The sequence below is a fragment of the Streptomyces sp. NBC_01520 genome, assembly GCF_045040375.1.
In the GTDB taxonomy this organism is placed as follows: Bacteria; Actinomycetota; Actinomycetes; order Streptomycetales; family Streptomycetaceae; genus Streptomyces.
This window is the reverse complement of record NZ_CP109404.1, coordinates 7,163,055-7,183,093: the sequence shown is the minus strand read 5'-3', so window position 1 is coordinate 7,183,093 and position 20,039 is coordinate 7,163,055. Positions and strand designations below refer to the sequence as shown.

Annotated in this window: 17 protein-coding genes; 5 read left to right on the top strand and 12 right to left on the bottom strand. The window is 71.8% G+C overall.

The features are described from left to right. Positions 1 to 3: 3 nt before the first annotated feature. The 6 genes from OG524_RS32405 to OG524_RS32380 all read right to left on the bottom strand — a co-directional run bounded on the left by OG524_RS32405 (position 4) and on the right by OG524_RS32380 (position 4,955). Positions 4 to 915 carry an ABC transporter substrate-binding protein gene (locus OG524_RS32405; protein WP_405812179.1) on the bottom strand — a complete coding sequence of 304 codons (912 nt, stop codon included), beginning with the start codon at positions 913 to 915 and terminating at the stop codon, positions 4 to 6. Further along, the gene (locus OG524_RS32400; RefSeq protein ID WP_405386937.1) at positions 916 to 1,683 is read right to left on the bottom strand and encodes an ABC transporter ATP-binding protein; all 768 of its coding nucleotides are present in this window, start codon (positions 1,681 to 1,683) and stop codon (positions 916 to 918) included. It abuts the gene before it with no gap. Beyond that, a complete protein-coding gene (locus OG524_RS32395) occupies positions 1,680 to 2,519 on the bottom strand; it encodes an ABC transporter permease (protein ID WP_405386939.1) in 840 nt (279 codons plus the stop codon). Before OG524_RS32395 ends, OG524_RS32400 begins: the two co-directional genes overlap by 4 nt. Then, on the bottom strand, positions 2,516 to 3,529 hold the full coding sequence (locus OG524_RS32390; RefSeq protein ID WP_405386941.1) for an NrtA/SsuA/CpmA family ABC transporter substrate-binding protein: 1,014 nt from the start codon (positions 3,527 to 3,529) through the stop codon (positions 2,516 to 2,518). The genes OG524_RS32395 and OG524_RS32390 overlap by 4 nt, the downstream gene beginning before the upstream one ends. Continuing rightward, a complete protein-coding gene (locus OG524_RS32385; RefSeq protein ID WP_405812178.1) occupies positions 3,526 to 4,569 on the bottom strand; it encodes an ABC transporter substrate-binding protein in 1,044 nt (347 codons plus the stop codon). The genes OG524_RS32390 and OG524_RS32385 overlap by 4 nt, the downstream gene beginning before the upstream one ends. Before the next feature lie 275 nt (positions 4,570 to 4,844). Next, a complete protein-coding gene (locus OG524_RS32380) occupies positions 4,845 to 4,955 on the bottom strand; it encodes a putative leader peptide (RefSeq protein ID WP_405386944.1) in 111 nt (36 codons plus the stop codon). Positions 4,956 to 5,151: 196 nt separating this feature from the next. Here OG524_RS32380 and OG524_RS32375 point away from each other — a divergent pair, with 196 nt between their 5' ends. Together OG524_RS32375 and OG524_RS32370 are read left to right on the top strand one after the other, a co-directional pair. Then, complete coding sequence (locus OG524_RS32375) at positions 5,152 to 5,934, top strand: IclR family transcriptional regulator (RefSeq protein WP_405386945.1); 783 nt, start codon at positions 5,152 to 5,154, stop codon at positions 5,932 to 5,934. A 96-nt stretch (positions 5,935 to 6,030) separates the two neighbouring features. Continuing rightward, positions 6,031 to 8,214, top strand: coding sequence for a DEAD/DEAH box helicase (locus tag OG524_RS32370; protein ID WP_405812177.1), 2,184 nt, complete (start codon positions 6,031 to 6,033; stop codon positions 8,212 to 8,214). 1 nt (position 8,215) lies between these two features. Here the strand turns inward: OG524_RS32370 and OG524_RS32365 are convergent, their stop codons facing one another. Then, complete coding sequence (locus OG524_RS32365) at positions 8,216 to 9,214, bottom strand: multicopper oxidase domain-containing protein (RefSeq protein WP_405386949.1); 999 nt, start codon at positions 9,212 to 9,214, stop codon at positions 8,216 to 8,218. A gap of 221 nt (positions 9,215 to 9,435) precedes the next feature. On the opposite strand from OG524_RS32365, the gene OG524_RS32360 reads away from it, so the two are divergent. Both OG524_RS32360 and OG524_RS32355 read left to right on the top strand, forming a co-directional pair. Beyond that, positions 9,436 to 11,934 (top strand): ThuA domain-containing protein, encoded by a 2,499-nt coding sequence (locus OG524_RS32360; RefSeq protein WP_405386951.1) that lies wholly within the window; start codon positions 9,436 to 9,438, stop codon positions 11,932 to 11,934. Further along, a complete protein-coding gene (locus tag OG524_RS32355) occupies positions 11,931 to 14,168 on the top strand; it encodes an OmpL47-type beta-barrel domain-containing protein (RefSeq protein ID WP_405812176.1) in 2,238 nt (745 codons plus the stop codon). Before OG524_RS32360 ends, OG524_RS32355 begins: the two co-directional genes overlap by 4 nt. A gap of 13 nt (positions 14,169 to 14,181) precedes the next feature. On the opposite strand, the gene OG524_RS32350 is transcribed toward OG524_RS32355, so the two are convergent. Together OG524_RS32350 and ligD are read right to left on the bottom strand one after the other, a co-directional pair. After that, positions 14,182 to 15,294 carry an ABC transporter permease gene (locus OG524_RS32350; RefSeq protein WP_405812175.1) on the bottom strand — a complete coding sequence of 371 codons (1,113 nt, stop codon included), beginning with the start codon at positions 15,292 to 15,294 and terminating at the stop codon, positions 14,182 to 14,184. Beyond that, positions 15,291 to 16,301, bottom strand: a complete 1,011-nt coding sequence (ligD, locus tag OG524_RS32345) for a non-homologous end-joining DNA ligase (RefSeq protein WP_405393033.1) — start codon at positions 16,299 to 16,301, stop codon at positions 15,291 to 15,293. Before ligD ends, OG524_RS32350 begins: the two co-directional genes overlap by 4 nt. Before the next feature lie 97 nt (positions 16,302 to 16,398). Between ligD and OG524_RS32340 the strand changes: the two genes are divergently transcribed. Next, on the top strand, positions 16,399 to 17,460 hold the full coding sequence (locus OG524_RS32340) for an ATP-dependent DNA ligase (RefSeq protein WP_405812528.1): 1,062 nt from the start codon (positions 16,399 to 16,401) through the stop codon (positions 17,458 to 17,460). Positions 17,461 to 17,463: 3 nt separating this feature from the next. Here OG524_RS32340 and OG524_RS32335 read toward each other — a convergent pair whose 3' ends face one another. From OG524_RS32335 to OG524_RS32325, 3 genes are read right to left on the bottom strand one after another with little or no spacing between them, the layout of a single operon-like run. Next, positions 17,464 to 18,675 carry a lytic transglycosylase domain-containing protein gene (locus tag OG524_RS32335; protein WP_405812174.1) on the bottom strand — a complete coding sequence of 404 codons (1,212 nt, stop codon included), beginning with the start codon at positions 18,673 to 18,675 and terminating at the stop codon, positions 17,464 to 17,466. 19 nt (positions 18,676 to 18,694) lie between these two features. Next, entirely contained in the window at positions 18,695 to 19,462 is a 768-nt protein-coding gene (locus OG524_RS32330) for a hypothetical protein (protein WP_405812173.1), read from the bottom strand. A 37-nt stretch (positions 19,463 to 19,499) separates the two neighbouring features. After that, entirely contained in the window at positions 19,500 to 20,030 is a 531-nt protein-coding gene (locus OG524_RS32325) for a nuclear transport factor 2 family protein (RefSeq protein ID WP_405812172.1), read from the bottom strand. Positions 20,031 to 20,039: the final 9 nt, after the last annotated feature.

Here is a 20,039-nt window from a genome sequence, read left to right as displayed (position 1 = left end):
CGGTCAGACCGCCTTCGAGGCAGAGGCGGCGGCGGAGGCAGGGGTTCCCGCGTGCGCCCGGGCGGCGGCCACGGTGACCGGCCGGTCGATGAATCCGGTGCGGTGGAAGATGTCGGCGGCTTCCTGCTGTTCGGCGATGAACGCGTCGCTCACGGCCTCGATCTTCCACGGCAGGGCACGCAGGGCGGTCTCCCAGTCGTCGGCGCCGCCGCCCAGGTCGGCGGCGGCGATCTCGGCCGCGGCACGGGGGTTGGCGGCCGCCCAGTCGTCGGCGCGCCGGAGTGCGCGGGTGAGTGCGTCGATGACCTCCGGCCGGTTCTCGGCGAGTTCGCGCCGGGTGAAGAAGACGGACCGGTCGGTGATCACGTCGCCGGTGGCGATGAGCGTGCGCAGTCCGCCGGTCCTGCGCGCGGCCGCCAGCTGGGGGCCCTGGGCGACCCAGGCGGCGATGTCCCCGGAGCGCAGCAGCTGTTCACTGGCGTCGGTGCTGCGGACCGCGGTGATGTCGTCGGCGTACGAGAGTCCGGCGTCGTCCAGGGCCTTGGCGACCAGGTGGGTCTGCCAGGACCCGATGGCGAGGTGGACGGTGGTGCCCTTGAGGTCGGCGACCGTGCGGACGGGGCTGTCCACGGGGACGAGGAGCGCGCCGTGGTCGGGGCGCGGGGCGGACACGGCGGTGTAGACGAGGTCGTGGCCCGCCGCCTGGGCGGTGACCGGCGGGGTGGATCCGGTGCCGCCGAAGTCGATGACGCCCTGGGTGAGGAGTTCGCCGGTGCGGACCCCGTTGGTGTACGGGTGGAAGGTGACCGTCTCGCCGAGTGCGGCCAGCTCCTCCTGGGCGATGCCGAGGCGGGTGAGGTGGTAGAGGTGGAAGAGGGACGGGTTGCTGCTGTGGACACCGATGGTGATGGTCATTCAGATCACTCCGACTTCAGTAGGGACGGGGGAGGTTGACGGCGAAGGGGCGAGCGGCGCGGGGGCGTCGACCCCGAGGTCGTTCAGCAGTCGGCGGCGCAGTGCCGCGAAGGCGGGATCGCCGGGATCCCTCGGCCGGTCGACGTCGACGGTCTCGTCGGTGACGAGCCGCCCGTCGCGCAGCACGGCGACGCGGTCGGCGAGCCGTACCGCCTCGTCGACATCGTGGGTGACCAGGAGGACGGCGGGGCGGTGCTTGCGGCACAGCTCCCCCACCAGGTCCTGCATCTTCAGCCGGGTCAGTGCGTCCAGCGCCGCGAACGGCTCGTCCAGGAGGAGCAGTTCGGGCTCCCGCACCAGTGCCCGCGCCAGTGCCACACGCTGGGCCTCGCCACCCGAGAGCGTGCCGGGCCAGGAGTCGGCGTGCCGTTCCAGCCCGACTTCGGCCAGGGCCCTGAGCCCGTTCGCGGAGCGGCTGCGGGGCAGGGCGACGGTCACGTTGGCGAGAACCTTCTTGGACGGTACGAGGCGGGGCTCCTGGAAGACGATGGTGCGGGCCTCGGGGACGAGCACCTCTCCCCCGTCGGCGCCGTCCAGTGCGCCCAGGATGCGGAGCAGGGTGGTCTTGCCGCTGCCGCTGGCACCCAGCAGGGCGACGAACTCGCCCCGCGCGATGTCGAGCCGGAGGTCGTCGAGCACGGCCCGGGTACCGAAGACCCGGCGCAGTCCGCGTACCCGTACGGCGGGCCGTTGTGTTCCGTCGGTCATCGTGTCCCTCCTTGCGGGGACCGCCAGGGCATCAGGACGCGTTCCAGCAGCCGTACGAGGATGTCGGCGGCCAGGCCCAGGAGGCCGTAGATCAGGATGCAGACGGCGAGGATGTCGGTGCGTGCGTAGCTCTGCGCCTGCGACATCAGATAGCCGATGCCCGCGGTGGCGTTGATCTCCTCGGCTGCGATGAGGGCGATCACGCTGAGCGTCATGGACAGCCGCAGCCCGGCGAGGAGGGACGGCAGGGCTCCGGGCAGGACGACCTCCCGCACGATGGCGAGCCGGCTCATCCCGAAGCTGCGCATGGCCTCGACGAGTTTGGGATCGGTGTTGCGTACGCCGCTCGACGTGGACACGTACATCGGGAAGGTGGTGGCGACGGCGATGAGCAGGATCTTGGCGGTCTCATTGATCCCGAACCAGACCATGAACAGCGGGACGAGCGCGAGGAAGGGGATGGTGCGCAGGGTCTGGAGCGAGGAGTCGAGGAGCTCGTCGCCGAGCCGGGTGAATCCGGTGGTGATACCGAGGACCAGCCCGGCGGCGAGCCCGAAGAGCAGGCCGATTCCGGACCGGGTCAGCGAGGTGGTGAGCGCGTCGGGCAGCTGCCCGTTCCCCCACAGCTCCCCTACGGCGCGCAGTACTTCAGCGGGCGACGCCAGCACGTCGGGGGTGAGCAGCCCGGTGGCCGAGGCCACCCACCACAGGACGAGCAGGGCCACCGGTCCCAGCGCGCGGACGGTCAGGGCGAAGGAACGGCTGCGCGCTGTACGGAGTTGGGGCCGGGGGGTGACCAGGTGCTCGGTGGCGGCCGCTTCGGAGACCGCGCTCATGTCAGCTTCTCGACGTCGAGGAGGTGCGCCGCGACGTCGACCTGTCCCTTGGTGACCTTCTGCTCGGCGTAGAAGGCGGCGACGGCCTCGAAGCGTTCGATGTCCTCGGGGCCGATCGCGTCGACCGTGCCGCCCTTGGCGATGATCGCGGTCTGCACCTCTTGGGCCTTGCCGGTGACGGCGGTGGGGCCGACGTCGGTGAAGACGTTCAGATAGGCGGCGGGATTCTTCTTCTGGCGGGCGCTGGCGTCGTGAAGGTACGCGTAGAGGGCCTTGACGATCTCGGGGTGCTTCTCGGCGAAGCCCGTACGCACCGCGTTCAGACTGTAGTTGTCGGAGCCGATGGCGGCGCCGTCGGCGAGGAAGTGTGCCTTGCCGCTGCCGATCTCGGCCACGGCGTAGGTGGCCCAGACGGCCCAGGCGTCGACCTTGCCCGCGTTGAAGACGGCGGCGGTCTGGTCGGGGCGCAGATAGACCCGCTCGACCTTGTCCGCCGGGATGCCGGCCTTGGCGAGCGCCTTGAGCAGCAGGTACTCCCCGGTGCCGCCCTGGTTGACGGCGACCTTCTTCCCCACGAGACCGGCGACGGAGTCGATGCCCGAACCGTTTTGGACCAGGATTCCCTCGCCCGTCGCGTCGGGGTCGACGGCGGTGAAGAACTTGAAGCCTGGGCGCTGGGCGAGCGAGGTGACGCCCGAGGTGATGGAGCCGGTGGCGAAGTCGAGCTGGTCGGCGTTCATGGCCTGGGCAGCGGGTGCGAAGGGGCCCGCGCTGCCGGTCCACTCCACCTTGGCGCCGGCTTTGCCGAGGGCCTTGTCGAGGCTGCCGTCCTTCTTGCCGACGGCGAGGACTCCGGAGTTACCGGGATCGGGGATGCGCACGGTGACGGTGCTCGCGGCGCCGGATCCGCTGTCGGCCTCGGACGCAGCGCAGGCGCTGAGGGCCAGGAGCGCGGTGACCGTGAGGAGTGCGGGGGCAAGGGCCGTGCGGCCCGGAAGGTGCGGGTTCATGGTGACTGTGGTCCTCGGGGTTCGGGGATGGACGTGGGGACGGGGTGGAGCCGGGCGAGGGCCGCGGCCCGGCGAAGCGGCTCGGGGTCGGCCCACGCCGCGATGTCCACGGGCTCCGGGAGGAAGCCGTGGGCGCGCAGCGCGGTCTCCTGCTCGGCGAGCAGGCCGAGCCGCTCGGCCGACAGGTCGGGGTGCAGGGTGAGGTGGGTGCCGGGGCGGTAGGCGCCCGCGACTCCCTCGGCCCCTGCTCCGGTCTCGGCGCCGAGGATGCGGTCGACCTCGGCGGGTTGTCCGGTGGCCCAGTCGGCCGCACGGAGCAGGACGGCGAGGAAGCGGTCGACGAGTCCGGGGTGGTCGTCGAGCAGCTGCTGGTGGACGGTGATGGGGCGGGGCGTTCCGTTGTTGACGCGGAACCGGCGGTCGGGCAGCTCGTCGAGTTCCACGGCGATCTCGGCCCCGGCCCGGCGGGCCGCCTCGACGGCGAGCGCGCCCTTGACGTACACCGCGTCCACGTCGCCGCGCCGCAGTGCGTCGAGTTCGGCGGCCCACTGTCCGTCGTACGCACCGGCGGGCACGTCGACGAGTACGGCGTCGTCCAGGGTCAGTCCGGCGGAGCCGAGAGCGCCCTCGAATCCGCGCAGCGCCATGGCCCGCCAGAAGTCGATGGCGAGGGGGTGCGAGGGCACGGCGAGCCGCTGTCCGCGCAGGGCTTCGGCACCCCGGGTCCCGGATCCGGGCGCGACCAGCACGGCCTGGCGTTCCTCGATCCAGGTCAGACCGATCAGCCGGGTCCGCTCGCCCCGCGAACGGGCCCACAGGGCGGGTACGTTGCCGCCCTCGCGGAACAGCCCCGGCAGGGCGTGGGTGAAGTGGGCGCCACGGTCGGCGCCGGGGTCGGCGTCCTGGAGGGAGCGCACGGCGATGCCGTCGGAGGCGAACTCGTCGCTGAGCCAGTGCCGGTCCGCGGCGATGCCGGTCGCGGTGGGTACGGGACAGCGGGTGTACCAGAGGGTCCTGGGCAGGACGGCGGAACGGGTCATGGATTCTTCCCGGGGATCGGCGAAGCGGGGGGGCGGCCAGGCACGGAGTCGGCCAGGCACAGGGTCGGCCAGGCACGGGGCGGCCGGACAGGAGGTTCGGCGGGGCAGGAGGTTCGGCGGGGCAGGAGGACGCGGCGCGCGGGCACCGCGTCCGGTACCGGCACGGTCACCGCGCGCCGCGGGGAACGCTCAAGAAGGAGCGGCGGGGCGGGTGAACGGGCCGGCCCCGGTCGGCGGGTACGTCGGCGAAGAGAAGGCTGCGGAGCTTCGGGAGCTCAGCGACAGGTGGCGCTGGAGACGCGCGCCAGGTCGATGTGACGGCGCAGCGTGAGGGCGAGCGGGACCGGGGCGGTGGTGCCCGGGGTCGTGGTGCGGGGGCCTGCCATGGCACTGCTCCTTCCCGTTCGCCGGTGGTGAGGGCTGCAGCCTGCCACGGGGGCGCCCTCGCTCACAACTGCCTTCCCATGATGTGGGATCGACTGTGAACAGAGTGTTTCACGCGTGCGTTCGACGCCCTTTCAGCTCCCGTAATGTGGCAACCATGGGAGCCTCTTCCCCCTCACGAGCGGAAAGCGGGTCACCATGACGGAGGCCGCGGCGGTGCGCGCACCCGGCGGAGCCCAGGCCGTGCTGCGCGCGCTGGACGTCCTGCACTGCTTCCACGACAACGGCCCCGATCTGAGCGCCTCCGACCTCGCCCGTCGGCTGGAGCTCTCGGTCTCCACGGCCCACCGGCTGGCCCGCACCCTCCTCGGTGCGGGCTTCCTGGAACAGGACGCGCGCACCTCGCGCTACCGGCTCGGGCCCGCGGTGACGGAGCTGGGCCGGCTCTCGTACCACCAGCGCGGACTCCATCTGGCGGCCCCGGAGCTGACGGACCTGGCCGAGCGCACGGGGGCGACGGCCGACCTGGCGCTGCGCAGCGGCCCGCACGCGGTGATCGTCGCGGGCGGCTCGGTCACCCCGCGCACGGGGCTGCGCCGACCGCTGCACTCGACGGCGCTGGGCAAGGTCCTGCTGGCCTGGGCCCGGCCGGGCGATGGCGGACCGGCCGCGCTCCCGCCCCTGCACGCCTTCACCGACCGTACGATCGTCGAACCGGCCCTGTTGCAGGCCGAGTTGGCACGGGTGCGGGCCGCGGCGTACGCGCTCAACGACGGTGAGTCGGCGCTCGGGGTGCGCACCTTGGCCGTCCCCGTGCTGGACGGTGCAGGCCACGCACGCTTCGCGCTCGCCGTGCGCGCCACCCCGTCCGTGATCACCGACGAACGGACGGACTGGTTCCTCGACGAGGCCCGGTCCTGTGCGCGTGCCCTGGAGGTACTGCTGCTGACCCCGGCCGAGCGCAGGCCGCCCGCCCGGTGAGGGACGGCCACCCCTCGCGCCCGTGGCACGATGGGACGCGCCCGGGAAGGCGGCGGGCGGGCGGTCACGGAGGGGCCGCGGGACAGAAGGACGTACATGGCGAAGGCAGGACCCACGGGCCCGGACGTGCCCTCGGGAAGAGCCGCCCGTGAGCTGCTCCAGGACGCGGACCGGCTCGTCGGCACGGCCCGTGCGGTGCTGGACGATCACGCGGGGGCGGTCGGCGCCGCGCGCACCGCGCTGGCGCCCCTCCTCGACGACCTGGTGGACCGGGAGCTGGCCGGTATCCCCCTCGCCCGGCTCGGGGACGTCACGGAGGGCCGGCTGCGGCTCGGCGCACTGGAACAGGCCGGATACCTGACGGTGGGCCGGGTGCACGGCACCGGGCGGTACGAGCTGCGCCAGATCCCCGGTGTCGGGGCGCAGACCGCGGACCGGGCGCTGGCAGCCGCCCGGCAGATCGCGCACGCGGTACGGGACACCGTCGCCGTGCGGATAGACGCGCAGACGCCGGACGCGGCCACGACCGCGCTGGTCATCGCCCTGCACCGGCTGGTCGACGCGGGCCCCGACGCACCCAGGGCCGCCACCGCCGCCCGGCGTCTCCTCACCGGGCTGGAGCCCGGGATCGCGGCGGCCGCGCCCGCCCGGAGACGGCTGCGGATGCTGTTCACGGGGCGGGGTGCCCGTGCGGAGGCGCTGGCCGCGGTCGTCTCCGTACGGACGGCGGTGGCGGAGGCCGCCACCCGCGAACTGCCCCTGCTGTTCGGGCAGGTGTCGGTGGATCTGCTGCGCGGGCCGGCGTCGGAGGCCGAGGCGTGGGTCGACTTCGAGCTGCGGTCCGCCGAGTACTACAGCCTGCTCGCCGAGCTGTCCGGTGCCGGTCCGGACCGGGACGCCGCCGAGGGGTTCCTGCCCGCCGGGATCGCGGACCGGGTGCGCGGGCTGCGGCTCGACGACACGCATCTGCGGGTGTCGTTGCGCGGGTACCAGTCCTTCGGCGCGCGCTTCGCGCTCGCCCAGAAGCGGGTGATCCTCGGGGACGAGATGGGGCTCGGCAAGACGGTGCAGGCCATCGCCGCGCTGGCCCACCTGGCCGCGCGGGGGGAGACGCACTTCCTGGTGGTGTGCCCGGCGAGCGTACTGATCAACTGGGGGCGGGAGATCCGCGCCCGCTCCACCCTGCCGGCCGTGCCGGTGCACGGACCGGAGCGCGACGACGCCTTCGCGGAGTGGCGGGCGAAGGGCGGGGTCGCGGTGACCACCTTCGACGCGCTGGCCACCCTGCCGGAGGGACCGGCCTGCGGGACACGGCCCGGCATGGTCGTCGTGGACGAGGCCCACTTCGTGAAGAACCCCGCCACCCGTCGCTCCCGCGCGGTGACCGGCTGGACGCGGCACACCGACCGGGTACTGTTCCTGACCGGCACCCCGATGGAGAACCGGGTGGAGGAATTCCGCAGCCTGGTACGCCAGTTGCGCCCCGAGCTGGTTCCGTCCGTCACCGCCACGCACGGTGTCGCGGGATCGCACGCCTTCCGCAGGGCGGTCGCCCCCGCCTATCTGCGGCGCAACCAGGACGATGTCCTGGCGGAACTCCCCGCACTCGTCCAGGCCGACGAGTGGGAGGAGTTCTCCGCCGCCGACCTGGCGGCGTACCGCGAGGCGGTGGACGCCGGGCACTTCATGCGGATGCGCCGCGCCGCGTACGCCCACCCCGAGACGTCGGCGAAGCTGAACCGGCTGCGCGAGCTGGTGACGGAGGCCGAGGAGAACGGGCTCAAGGTCGTCGTGTTCTCGTACTTCCGCGAGGTGCTCCGCACGGTCCGCGAGGCCCTGGGCGACGGGGTGTTCGGGCCGGTCTCGGGGAGCGTGCCGGCCGCACGCCGGCAGGAGCTGGTCGACGCGTTCGGCGCGGCGGACGGGCACGCGGTGCTGCTGTGCCAGATCCAGGCCGGCGGTGTCGGGCTCAACATCCAGGCGGCCTCGGTGGTGATCCTGTGCGAGCCGCAGATCAAGCCCACGATGGAGCACCAGGCGGTGGCCCGTACGCACCGCATGGGGCAGATACGGACGGTCCGGGTGCACCGGCTGCTCGCGGCCGACAGCGTCGACCAGCGGATGCTGGACATCCTGGCGCGCAAGGACCGGCTCTTCGACGCGTACGCCCGGCGCAGCGATGTCGCCGAGGCGACGCCCGACGCCGTCGACGTGTCGGACGGGGCGCTCGCCCGGCTCGTCGTCGAGGAGGAGCAGCGGCGGATGGCGGCCGGGGGCTGACTCAGTGCTCGTGGGCCCCGGCCGCATCGTCCGCCGCGGCGGCGTGGTGCGGCGGGTCGTAGCCGGGGACCGTGCCGTCCGGTTTGGCGACCAGCAGCAGCCCGGCCATCCCCATGTCGGAGTGGCTCTGGACGTGGCAGTGGTACATCCAGGCGCCCGCGCCCACGTGTTCACCCGCGATGATCTGGAAGCCGAACGAGTCGGCGGGCCCGCAGATCTTCGTGTCGACGACCCGGCTGGGGTCGTCGGGGCCGGTGAGCAGCCCGGTCCTGTTGTCCGCCCAGCGGTGCCCGTGGATGTGGAACGTGTGGTAGTACTCGCCGTGTGTGATCATCACGACCTCGACCCGGTCGCCCACCGTGGCCTCGAAGTCGGGGCTCTCGTGGGCGGCCTTGTTGTTGATCGTCATGTCGTTGAAGACGATCGTGAGCGTCTTGTCGGGCAGGACGTCTCCCTTGCGCCGGACGACGAGGGGCCCGTAGAGCCCCTTGCGGATGCCGCCCGTTCCGTGGTCCGTGCCGACGACGTGGTCGTGGTAGTGCCAGTAGCCCGCGCTGCCCGCCTGCCAGGTGCCGTCCTTCCGGCGGCCAGGGGTGTGGGTGCGCCAGGTGTACGTGCGGGTGCCGCCGGGTTCGACATGACTCCGGTTCATCCGGGTGCCGTCGCTCGCGATGTCGTAGTCGACGCCGTGGACGTGGAGGCTGGCGTCGACGTCCGTGGTGTTCTCGAACTCGATGTGCAGGGTGTCGCCCTCGGTGATCTCGATGAGGGGCCCGGGGACCGACGCCTTGCCCTTCTCGAAGCCGTACCCCAGCTGACCGCCCGCCAGCTTCTCCGCGTACAGCTTGAGGTGCTTGACGGTGCCTCCCGCCGGGGCGGTCTTCGCCGGGTTCTCCGCCGAGGTCGCCTGGACCGCACCAAGTGACATCGATGTCACCCCGGTCGCCGCCGCCACACCGCCACCCACCAGCATCCGCCGGTTGAAGGTCCTTCGGTCCATGTCGAACTCCCCACTGCGTTACGGAAACTGACGGGCCTCTCCCTCGGAACGGCCACACCGTAGCCGGGGGATCCGCGTTTATCCACACTCAGGACAAAGTTCGTTTGATTACTGCCATACCTATTGGCGAGTCGCGAAAAGAGGTCTAGCTTCATGCGCTGTCGCAGTGACCACGCAGGTGCAGTGACCAGAGAAGTGACCAGAGAGAGGTGGGTGACCAGATGCAGCGCACACCACATCACAGGTCCAGATCGCGACGGGGCCTCGCGGCGACGGTGGCAGTCGGCGCACTGACCGCGTCCCTGCTGGGCGGTAACGCCGCCAGTGCCAGTCCCTACCCGGATCCGGGGCTGGAGGAACGGATCGCGACAACGTTGTCCCTTCCTTCTCCGCCCGGCGGGGTGAACGTCAGGGTCCTGGTCTTCCACGCCTCGGCGGGCGAGGAGTCCCCGACCGTGGACGCGGGGATCGCCGCCATCGAGAAGATCGGGCTCAGCGGTCCGGAGGCCGGGCGCTTCAAGACCGTCGCCACCGACGACGCGGGGGTCTTCACCAACGGCAAGCAGCTCGGCAGGTACAACGCCGTGGTCTTCCTGACCGGCGGCGGCGACGTCCTCGACCCGGAGCAGGAGGCGGGCCTGGAGGCGTACATGGAGGCGGGGGGCGGATTCCTCGGCATCCATGACGCGGCGCGCACCGAGCCGTACTCCGACTGGTTCACCGGTCTGGTCGGTGCCCGTCCGGCGGCCGGCGGCCCGGCGGACGTCCAGCGCGCCACGGTGGAGATCGGCGACCGGCAGCACCCGGCGACGAAGAACCTCCCGCTGGAGTGGAAGCGCCCCGACAAGTGGCTGAACTGGAAGGACAATCCTTCCGGGGACGTACACACGGTGGCCCGTGTCCGGGAGATCACGTACGCGCCCGGCACGAGCGCCGACGGCTGGGACCACCCCGTCTCCTGGTGCCGCGACTACGACGGCGGACGGTCCTTCTACACCGGCATGGGCGGTACGGTGAGCAGCTTCGCCGAGACCGACTTCCGGGACCATCTGCGCGGCGCGCTGGCCTGGACGACCCGGCTCTCGCAGGCCGACTGCAAGGCCACCATCGACTCCAACTACACCGCGGAGCGTCTCACCCGGCCCAACCAGCCGGGGCAGAACGACCAGATCGGCGAGCCGCACGGCCTGGTCACGGCGAAGGACGGCCGGGTCTTCTACATCGGGCGCGGTGGCGCCGACGGTGACCAGCCGGTCGTCACGGACTGGAACAACCCGGACATCGGCAAGGGCAACGGCGAGATCCACGTCTACGACCCGGCGACCGAGAAGGTCACCCTCGCGGGCAGACTGAGCGTCTTCGGCAACAAGGGCGGCGGCGACGAGCTGGTCAAGGTGGAGGAGGGCCTGCTCGGCATCGAGCTGGACCCGGACTTCGCGTCCAACGGCTGGGTGTACCTGCACTACACGCCGCACGCGAAGATCGACCGCGACAGGCGGATGGCGACCCGTCAGGTCTCCCGTTTCAGCTTCGACAGCGCCACGGACAAGCTGGACCTGGCGTCCGAGAAGGTGCTGCTGAGCTGGCCGGTCCAGATCCACAGCTGCTGCCACGCGGGCGGCGGGCTGGCCTGGGACTCGAAGGACAACCTCTACATCGCCACCGGTGACAACAACTCCTCCGGTTTCAGCGACGGTTACTCCGGCAACAACCCCCAGCCGAACTACAAGGGCGTCTCGTTCGCCGATGCCCGCCGCACCGCGGGCAACACCAACAACCTCAACGGGAAGATCCTGCGGATCCACCCCGAGGACGACGGCACGTACACGCTGCCGGCGGGCAACCTCTTCACCGGTGAGGAGCCGGACGAGGGCGGCGGCAAGACCCGTGGCGAGATCTATGTGATGGGCGTGCGCAACCCGGCCCGGATCTCCGTCGACACGGCGACCGACACCCTGTACGCGGGCTGGGTCGGCCCGGACGCCGGGGCCCCCAGCACCACCTGGGGCCCCGCCAAGTACGACACGTTCGCCGCGATCACGCAGGCCGGCAACCACGGCTGGCCGTACTGCATGGGCAACAAGCAGCCCTACCGCGACCGCAATCTGCCGGATCCCACCAAGCCGCTGGGCTGGTACGACTGCGACGCCCCCAGGAACGAGTCGCCGAACAACGACGGCCTCGTGAAGCTGCCGCCGATCACGTCCAACACCATCTGGTACTCGCCCCAGGGCGGCGGCGTGGACTACCCGCGCGACGCCGACGGCGTCCCGAGCTACAAGGTGGAGGACCAGAAACAGCTCCTGCCCTGGCTCAAGGGCGGCGGCCAGGCCACCATGAACGGCCCGGTCTACCGCTACGACGCGTCGAGCACGAGCGAGGCCAGGTGGCCCTCGTACTGGGACGGCAAGTGGTTCGTCGGCGACTTCTACGACGACACCCAGCCCCGCCACGCGGTGATCACCGACCCGAAGACCGTCGGCAGGGGCGGTCTGCCCACGCACGCCGAGTCCCTGAAGAAGATCATCCCGGTCGGTGCGGACGGAATCCGCAACCTGATGGACTGGAAGTTCGCCCCGGACGGTTCGCTCTACGTCCTGGACTACGGGCGCGGTTTCTTCACCTCCGACTCCAAGTCCGCGCTGTGGCGCGTGACGTACAAGGGCGGCGGTCCGACCCCGGCCGCCGCGGACCTGGCCAGGAAGGCGGCAGCGCAGTGAGACACCGTTCACTCCTCGCGCGACAGCGGTACGGACCCGCACGGCTGTGGCTCGCCCTGCTCGGCTCGTTCCTGATGGTCCTCGGGCTCACCTCGACTGCCGCGTACGGCCGGGACGACAACCGTCCGGCGGCCGCGGCCGACCAGGTCCTCACCTGGACCGCGGGCGACCCCATCGACCACTACCTGTCGGCTCCCAAGACCGCGGTCGCGGGCCCGGCGACGATCGTCTTCGAGAACAGCACGGCCACCGGCAACACCACGGGCATGCCGCACACGCTGACCTTCAGCGTCTCGGACGTGGAGTTCAACAACGACGTCCCGCTGAACATCCTGGCCAGCCCCAGTGACAGCGGGGGCGGCAAGCACAGCGTCGAGGTCACCCTCACGCCCGGCCGGTACTTCTACCACTGCACCATTCCCGGCCACGGGTCCATGCAGGGCATCCTCACCGTGACCGAGGGAGGCGGCGGCGAGGACACGACCGCCCCCGAGACCTCGGCGACGGTGGACGGCGACAGGAACACCGACGGCGCGTACATCGGCCAGGCCACCGTCACCGTGGCGGCGACCGACGCGGATTCGGGCGTGGACACCGTCGAGTACGCGGTCGGGGCCGACGGCGCCTGGCAGCCGTACACCACCCCCGTCGTGGTGAACGAGGTCGGCGCGCACACCGTGCGCTACCGCGCCACCGACAAGTCGGGCAACGCCGCGGCGGAGAAGTCGGTCGGCTTCGCGGTCGCGGCACCGCCCTCGGACGACGGGACACCGCCGGAGACCTCGGCGACCGTCTCGGGCGAGAAGGACGGGGCCGGCGCCTACCTGGGCATGGCCACGGTCACCGTGACCGCGTCCGACACCGGCTCCGGGGTCAACACCATCGAGTACGCGATCGGGGCCGACGGCGCCTGGCAGGCGTACACCGCCCCCGTGATGGTGCACGAGGTAGGCACCCACACCGTGCGCTACCGCGCCACCGACAGGTCCGGCAACGTCGCGGCGGAGAAGTCCGTCGGCTTCACCGTCGTCGAGCCGCCCTCGCAGGACAAGACGCCGCCGGAGACCTCCGTGGCCGTGACGGGCGACAAGAACTCGGACGGCGCGTTCATCACGAGCGCCAGGGCAACGGTGACCGCCACCGACGCCGACTCGGGCGTGGAGAAGACCGAGTACTCCCTGGACGGGGGCCCGTATCTCGCGTACACCGCCCCCGTCATCGTGGACCGCGTCGGCCACCACACGTTCGCCCACCGGGCGACGGACAAGGCAGGCAACACCTCCGAGGCGAAGCAGGTGTCGTTCACCGTCGCGGAGAGCGGCGGGGTCCCGGCGCCCAACTGCCCGGAGTTCGACGAGCGGCTCACCGTCATCGTCGGCACGGTCGACACGGGTGTCCCCAACCGGATCACCGGCAACCGCTGCACGATCAACGAGCTGATCGAGGACGAGAAGGACTGGTCCTCGCACGCGCTGTTCCTCAAGCACGTCGACAAGATCCTCGACAAGCTGCTCACCGCCGGGGTGATCGACGCCCGGGAGCACAGGAAGATCTACCGGGCCGCCAAGCAGTCCGGCATCGGCAAGCCGGGGCAGGACGAGGGCTACCGCAAGCTCTTCGACGGCACGGCGGAGTCCCTCACCAAGTGGCAGCAGGTCGGCGGCGGGCAGTTCGGACTGAACGCCGAGGAAGGGTCGATCACCAGCTCCACCACCGTGGACGGCATGGGCATGCTGTGGTTCCCCGGCAGGCAGTACGGGGACTTCTCGCTGAAGCTCCAGTGGCGAGACGACGCCCCGGGCACGGGCAACGCAAACGCGGGAGTGTTCGTCCGCTTCCCGGAGGTCCACGACCACCCGGAGGAGTCCCGTCCGGAGTGGGTCGCCGTCAAGTACGGCCATGAGATCCAGATCAACGACCGCCCCGACGGCGACATGTACAAGACGGGGTCCGTCTACGGCTTCGACCGGGTGGGTCTCGGCGGCGCCGGGGTCACGCCCAAGGGCACCTGGAACGACTACGAGATCCGGGTCGTGGACCAGCACTACTCGGTCTACCGCAACGGTGTCCTGCTGAACGAGTTCGACAACAACGGTGGTCAGGCCTTCGAGCCGCCGCGCGGTGACGACCCGGGCACCGACGGCCGGCGGTTCGCCTCCGGTTACGTCGGCCTCCAGGTCCACGGCACCACGGACGTGGTCTCGTACCGCGACATCCGTATCAAGGAGCTGTGACCGGCAGGACCTGTCAGGTGGCCGCGGCCGCATGCTCCGGCATGTGGTCGCGGCCTCCCGGGTGCCGGTGGCGCCACACCCGGAAGACCGTGCAGGAGACCAGCGACCAGACCCCCAGCACCAGGTACGGGAAGGCGTACTGGTGGCCCTGGTAGTAGACCGCCGTGTGCTGGGCGTTGACCGAGGCGCCCGGCGGCAGCCAGCGGCCGAGGTGCCCGAGCACCGAGGGCAGCAGCGGCCAGGACACCGCCCCGCCGGACGACGGATTACCGAGCAGCACCATGACGCCCCAGGTGGGGATCATCGCCCAGCGCCCCATCAGGGTGTTGAACATGGTGAAGACCATGCCCGACGTGAACATGGTGAACGCCAGGATCAGCCAGGACTCGACGAACGGCAGGTCCACCGCACCGAGCAGCCAGTCCACGACGGCCGCGATGGCGAAGCCGCCGAGGAGGGCGTAGCCGGCGGTGAAGACGATCCTCTCCAGCGGGTTCAGGTCCTTGGCGTTCACGCTGAGCTGGATCGATCCGACGAAGCCGATGATGACGGCGGCGAGCGAGATGTAGAACAGGGCGAGGCCGCGCGGGTCGCCCTTCTGCTGCGGCTTGACGTCCGTGACCACGAGCGGGACGTCGACGCGCCGCGCGACCTCGACACCGGACTCGGCCAGCAGCTGGGCGACGGTGGCGCCGGACGCCGCCGCGACGTCCAGGGCCACCCCTCGCCGCCCGACGGGCCGCACGATCGCGAAGACCTTCTGCGCCTCCAGCGCCTCGCCGGCCTCGGCCCGGGTGGTGTACCGGTGGAGTTCGAGGGAGGCGTCGAGCGCCTCCTCCATCCCGTCGACGAACCGGTCGACGCCGGGAGCGGCGGGGCCTCCGGTGACCAGGGCGGCCGGGATGCGGTGCGGGGTCGGATTGGCCAGGGCGTAGGTGTACGAGCCGGCGAAGAGCCCGGCCGCCGCCGCGATGATGAGGGTGAGCACCACCGCCGGGAAGTACGGCGACCGCTTGTACTGCTGCCACTTCTCACGCCGGGTCAGGGGCCTTCCGTGCGCTCCGTGCCCTCCGTGCTCCGCGGACCTGTCCGGGCCGCTGGGGCTGTCGGGACCGCTGTGGCTCACTCCTTACCGTCCTCGTCGTGCCGGGCGCGGCTGGGCTGGACCCGTTTCGGTTCGCCGGGCATCTTCGGGTACTCCGGCGGGTAGGGCAGGTCGCCGAGCTTGTGCTCGTGCTCGTCCCGGTGCGCGAGCTCCAGCAGCCGGTCGAGCCGGAAGGCGTGGTCGTCCATGTCCGCGTGCAGGTCGCCCACCTCCGCGTACCGCACGGGCATGGTCCGGATGTCGAAGTCGCGGGGTTCGGCGTCGTCGATCTCCTCCCAGCGCAGCGGTGCGGAGACCGGGGCGTGCGGGAACGGGCGTACGGAGTAGGCGGAGGCGATGGTGCGGTCACGGGCCGTCTGGTTGTAGTCGACGAAGATCCGTTCGCCGCGCTCCTCCTTCCACCACGCGGTGGTCACCCGGTCCGGCATGCGGCGTTCGAGCTCCCGGCCCACCGCGATGGCGGAACGCCGGACCTGGGTGAAGGTCCACTCGGGCACGATGGGTACGAAGACGTGGATGCCGCGCCCGCCGGAGGTCTTGGGCCAGCCGCGCAGCCCGTGGTCCTCCAGGACGGACCGCAGCTCGTGGGCGGCCCTCACCGCGTCGGAGTAGTCGGTGCCGGGCTGAGGGTCGAGGTCGATGCGCAGCTCGTCGGGGTGGTCGGTGTCGGTCCTGCGCACCGGCCAGGGGTGGAAGGTGAGGGTGCCGAGGTTGGCCGCCCAGAGGACTGCGCCGAGTTCGGTGGGGCACATCTCGTCGGCGTGCCGGCCGCTGGGGAATTCGATCCGGGCGGTGGGCGTCCAGTCGGGGAGGTTCTTCGGGGCGCGCTTCTGGTAGAAGAAGTCGCCCTCGACGCCGTCCACGAAGCGCTGGAGGGTGGTCGGCCGCTCGCGCAGGGCGCGGAGGATCCCCGGCCCCACGGCCAGGAAGTACTCGGCCACGTCCCTCTTCGTGTAGCCCTTCCCGGGGAAGTACACCTTGTCCGGGCTGGACAGCCGTACGGGCCGTCCGTCCGCGTCCAGCTCCACCGCTGCTCCCGCTGCTCCCATGTCGGCCACCGTAGGCCGGGCCCACATATGCCGCATATCGGGAGACGTGCTCTCCGGGACGGTCCAGAATCGGGCCATGGACCTGCCGGTGATGCCTCCCGTGAAACCCATGCTCGCCAAGTCCGTGTCCGCGATTCCGCCGGGCATGCAGTACGAGGCGAAGTGGGACGGCTTCCGGGTGATCGTGCACCGGGACGGCGACGAGGTGGTCCTCGGCAGCCGGACCGGGAAGCCGCTCACCCGCTACTTCCCCGAGGTGGTCACGGCGGTGCGGGAGAATCTGCCGCCGCGCTGCGTGATCGACGGGGAGATCGTGGTCGCCCACGAGGGGCGGCTGGACTTCGACCGGCTGAGCGAGCGCATCCACCCGGCCGACTCGCGGGTGCGGCTGCTGGCCGAGCGGACGCCTGCCGGTCTGGTGGCCTTCGACATCCTCGCGCTGGACGACGAGTCCCTGCTCGACGCCCCGCTGACCGAACGGCGGGCGGTGCTGGAGCGGGCCCTGTCCGCCGCGTCGGCGCCCGTCCATCTCGCCCCGGCCACCACGGACTCCGCTCTCGCCCAGGAGTGGTTCGAGCGGTACGAGGGGGCGGGGCTCGACGGGGTCGTCGCCAAACCGCTGGATCTGCCCTACCGGCCGGACGTACGCGCGATGTACAAGATCAAGCACGAGCGGACCGCGGACTGCGTGGTGGCGGGCTACCGGTTCCACAAGAGCGGACCGGTGGTCGGGTCGCTGCTGCTCGGCCTGTACGACGCCGAGGGCACGCTCCAGCACGTCGGGGTGTGCGCGGCCTTCACCATGAAGCGGCGCGCCGAGCTGGTCGAGGAGCTGGACCCGCTGCGGATCGAGCCCGCCGCACACCCGTGGGCGGCGTGGGCCGACGCGGCGGCACACGAGGGTGCGCGGCTGCCGGGCGCGCCGAGCCGCTGGTCGGGCAAGAAGGACCTGTCCTGGGTGGCGCTCGGCCCCGAGCGGGTCTGCGAGGTGGCGTACGACCACATGGAGGGTGACCGCTTCCGCCACACCACCCGGTTCCGGCGGTGGCGGCCGGACCGCACCCCCACCGGCTGCACCTACGCGCAGCTGGAGGAAGTGGTGCGGTACGACCTGTCCGAGGTGCTGCGTACGGGATGACCGTCAGGCGGGCGGGGCGCAGGGGTCCTCCGTCGCCGCGTCCGTGGGGGACGGGTCGGGGTCCGGCGAGCCGGTGGGGCAGCCGGGGTCGGAGGTGCTGGGCTCCGGGTCGGGCGTCGTGGTCGGGTCCGGCGAGGTGGTGGGGTCGGGGGTCGTCGTCGGGTCCGGGGAGCCGGTGTCGGTCGGGTCGGGGCCCGGGTCCGTCGGGCTCGGGGATCCGGTGGGGTCCGGGCTGCCGGAATCCGTGGGCGACGGCGTCGGTGTGGCGGTGGGCGAGGTGGAGGGGCGGGGCGTGGTGCTGGGCTGCGGACCGACGACGATGCCGCCGCCGTTGCCCTTGCCCGGGCTTCCGGGGCCGCCGACCGGGGCCTTCGGCTCGGTGGGGCCGCCCGCGCCGGGGCTCTGCGGGATCACACCCTTGCCGTCGGTGACGGGGTGGACCCCCTTGCGGTAGAACTCCAGCCAGGACAGCACCGTACGCAGATAGGTGTCCGAGTGGTTGTAGCTGAGGATCGCCCGGTCGAGGTCGCCGCGCACGGACAGGTCGCGGGTCCCGGCGCAGAGGTAGTGGCCCGCCGCGAGGGCCGCGTCGACGATGTTGTCGGGGTCCTTGCGTCCGTCGCCGTTGCCGTCCTGCCCCCAGTGCGCCCAGGTGGAGGGGATGAACTGCATGGGGCCGACGGCCCGGTCGTAGCGCGTGTCCCCGTCGTACACCCCGCCGTCGGTGTCCGGGATGTCGGCGAATCCGGCGCCGTTGAGGACCGGGCCGAGGATCGGGGTGAGGGTGGTGCCCGCCGCGTTGACGCGTCCCCCGCCCGCGTGGCCCGACTCCACCTTGCCGATGGCCGCGAGTAACTGCCACGGCAGACGGCAGCCCGGGTCGGTGCGCCCGAGGGCCGTCTGTGCCTTCCGGTAGGCGGCGAGGACGGTGGTGGGGATGCCGGCCTCGGCCCAGGACTGTGTGACGGCCGCGCCGGGCTTCGTCACGTCCTTCTTCGGCGGCTCGGGCGACTTCAGCGGTGGCAGCTCCGTGTGGTAGCTGTCGTCGTTGGGCACCTCGGTCCAGACGACGTCGTCGGCCGCGACGTTCTTCATGTCGTCCGAGGCACCGGCGTCGGTGAGCCCGGGGGCCTGGGACGCGGTGAGCGCCGCCATGGCGGCGACCGCGGTGGCCGTGCCGCTGAGTCCGCGGCGCATGGTCCCGTTGAACCTCATGTGTCTCCCTCTCCCCGGGTCATCGGGTGAACGTATCGATGGCCGCGATCCGCCAGGTGTCTCCTCGCTGGACGGCGTCCACAGCGAACATCGCCGCCGCGTAGGTGGTCTCCTCCCCTTTGCCCGTACGGGTGTTGCTCTGGTCGGCGTAGATCAGCAGCCGGGCACGGTCGCCGTCGAGGAGCTCGACGGCGCTCTCGGTGACGGTCGTGGTGAGCACGAGTTTCTGCTTCGGCGCCTGTGCGCGGACCTCGGCGAGCATGTCCTTGTGCTGCTGCACCGCGGCGCCGACCAGATAGCGTTCGGCCGCCCGGTCGGACTTCTCGGGCGAGGCGTAGGTGTACGAGAACACGGCGCCCACGGCCTCGGTGATCTGGCCCTTCACCTCGCTGGTCCGGCTGATGTCGGTGAGCGCGGTGTTCTGCCGGACGGGGTCGTCGCGCAGAGTCGCGGCGGAGGTGACCGACCAGGCGGCGAAGGCGCCGAGGAGCACGGTCGCGGCGCAGAGGGCGGCGGGCAGCCCGACGCGGGGGCGGGGCAGTCGCCTGCGTGGCGGCCCGGGTTGCCCGTCCGCGGTCTCCTCTGTCCTCCCCCCTTCCTCGGTCTCCTCTGTCCTCCCCCCTTCCTCAGTCTCCTCGACAGCGGCTGCTTCGTCGGCGGGTGTGTCCTCCTGGGCGGTGGCCCGCGGGGCGGGTTCCTCGGCGGTGCGGGTGCGTTCCGGGGCGGTCGTCGCGGCGACGGTGGCCAGCCGGCGGCGGCGGTTCACGAGGTGTCGGGTGGTCGACATGGCGGAGGTCCTCTCGGAAGGGGGTGAGGGCGGCGGGTCAGCCGGCGGCGTTGCCGACGGGTGCCTGGCCCAGGGCGCTGAGCTTCCACCCTTCGGAGGTGCGGGTGAGCTGCCCGAGCATCCGGCTCTCCTTCACCGCGGGCTTCCCCTCCGGCGCGGTCACGGTGACCCGCAGCGCCACCATCACCCCGGCCCGGCCCGCCCGGTCGTCCAGCTCGGTCACCGCTCCCGACAGGACCTCGGCCGTGCTGACCGTCCTGGCCGCCTCGATCTGCTCGACGAACGCGTCGCGCCCGTCGACGAGTTGCTTGTGCAGATCACCGGTGGTCGAGTCCTCCCAGCTGTCGAGTCCGTCGTCGAGCTCCTTGTGGTCGAGCGTGTTCATGTTCTGCACGGCCTGCTCCCCCGCGGCCAGCGCGTCGTCGCGGGCCTGCGCGTAGGCCGCCGAGTCGTCGTGCGCGGCGTCGTAGCGGGACCAGCCGCCCCAGCCCGCCGCGCCGGCCGCCGCGACCGTCAGCACGATCGCTGCCGCCACCAGCGGATTCCTCGTCGTCCGTACCCGTGCCATCGGTGCCTC

Excerpts from the sequence above, each read along its gene's own strand:
- OG524_RS32380 (WP_405386944.1), bottom strand. The coding sequence starts at position 4,955 with ATGGCAGGCCCCCGCACCACGACCCCGGGCACCACCGCCCCGGTCCCG.
- OG524_RS32405 (WP_405812179.1), bottom strand. The coding sequence starts at position 915 with ATGACCATCACCATCGGTGTCCACAGCAGCAACCCGTCCCTCTTCCAC.
- OG524_RS32335 (WP_405812174.1), bottom strand. The coding sequence starts at position 18,675 with ATGAGGTTCAACGGGACCATGCGCCGCGGACTCAGCGGCACGGCCACC.
- OG524_RS32365 (WP_405386949.1), bottom strand. The coding sequence starts at position 9,214 with ATGGACCGAAGGACCTTCAACCGGCGGATGCTGGTGGGTGGCGGTGTG.
- OG524_RS32385 (WP_405812178.1), bottom strand. The coding sequence starts at position 4,569 with ATGACCCGTTCCGCCGTCCTGCCCAGGACCCTCTGGTACACCCGCTGT.
- OG524_RS32340 (WP_405812528.1), top strand. The coding sequence starts at position 16,399 with ATGGACCTGCCGGTGATGCCTCCCGTGAAACCCATGCTCGCCAAGTCC.
- OG524_RS32375 (WP_405386945.1), top strand. The coding sequence starts at position 5,152 with ATGACGGAGGCCGCGGCGGTGCGCGCACCCGGCGGAGCCCAGGCCGTG.
- OG524_RS32330 (WP_405812173.1), bottom strand. The coding sequence starts at position 19,462 with ATGTCGACCACCCGACACCTCGTGAACCGCCGCCGCCGGCTGGCCACC.
- OG524_RS32395 (WP_405386939.1), bottom strand. The coding sequence starts at position 2,519 with ATGAGCGCGGTCTCCGAAGCGGCCGCCACCGAGCACCTGGTCACCCCC.
- OG524_RS32390 (WP_405386941.1), bottom strand. The coding sequence starts at position 3,529 with ATGAACCCGCACCTTCCGGGCCGCACGGCCCTTGCCCCCGCACTCCTC.
- OG524_RS32325 (WP_405812172.1), bottom strand. The coding sequence starts at position 20,030 with ATGGCACGGGTACGGACGACGAGGAATCCGCTGGTGGCGGCAGCGATC.
- OG524_RS32400 (WP_405386937.1), bottom strand. The coding sequence starts at position 1,683 with ATGACCGACGGAACACAACGGCCCGCCGTACGGGTACGCGGACTGCGC.
- OG524_RS32360 (WP_405386951.1), top strand. The coding sequence starts at position 9,436 with ATGCAGCGCACACCACATCACAGGTCCAGATCGCGACGGGGCCTCGCG.
- OG524_RS32370 (WP_405812177.1), top strand. The coding sequence starts at position 6,031 with ATGGCGAAGGCAGGACCCACGGGCCCGGACGTGCCCTCGGGAAGAGCC.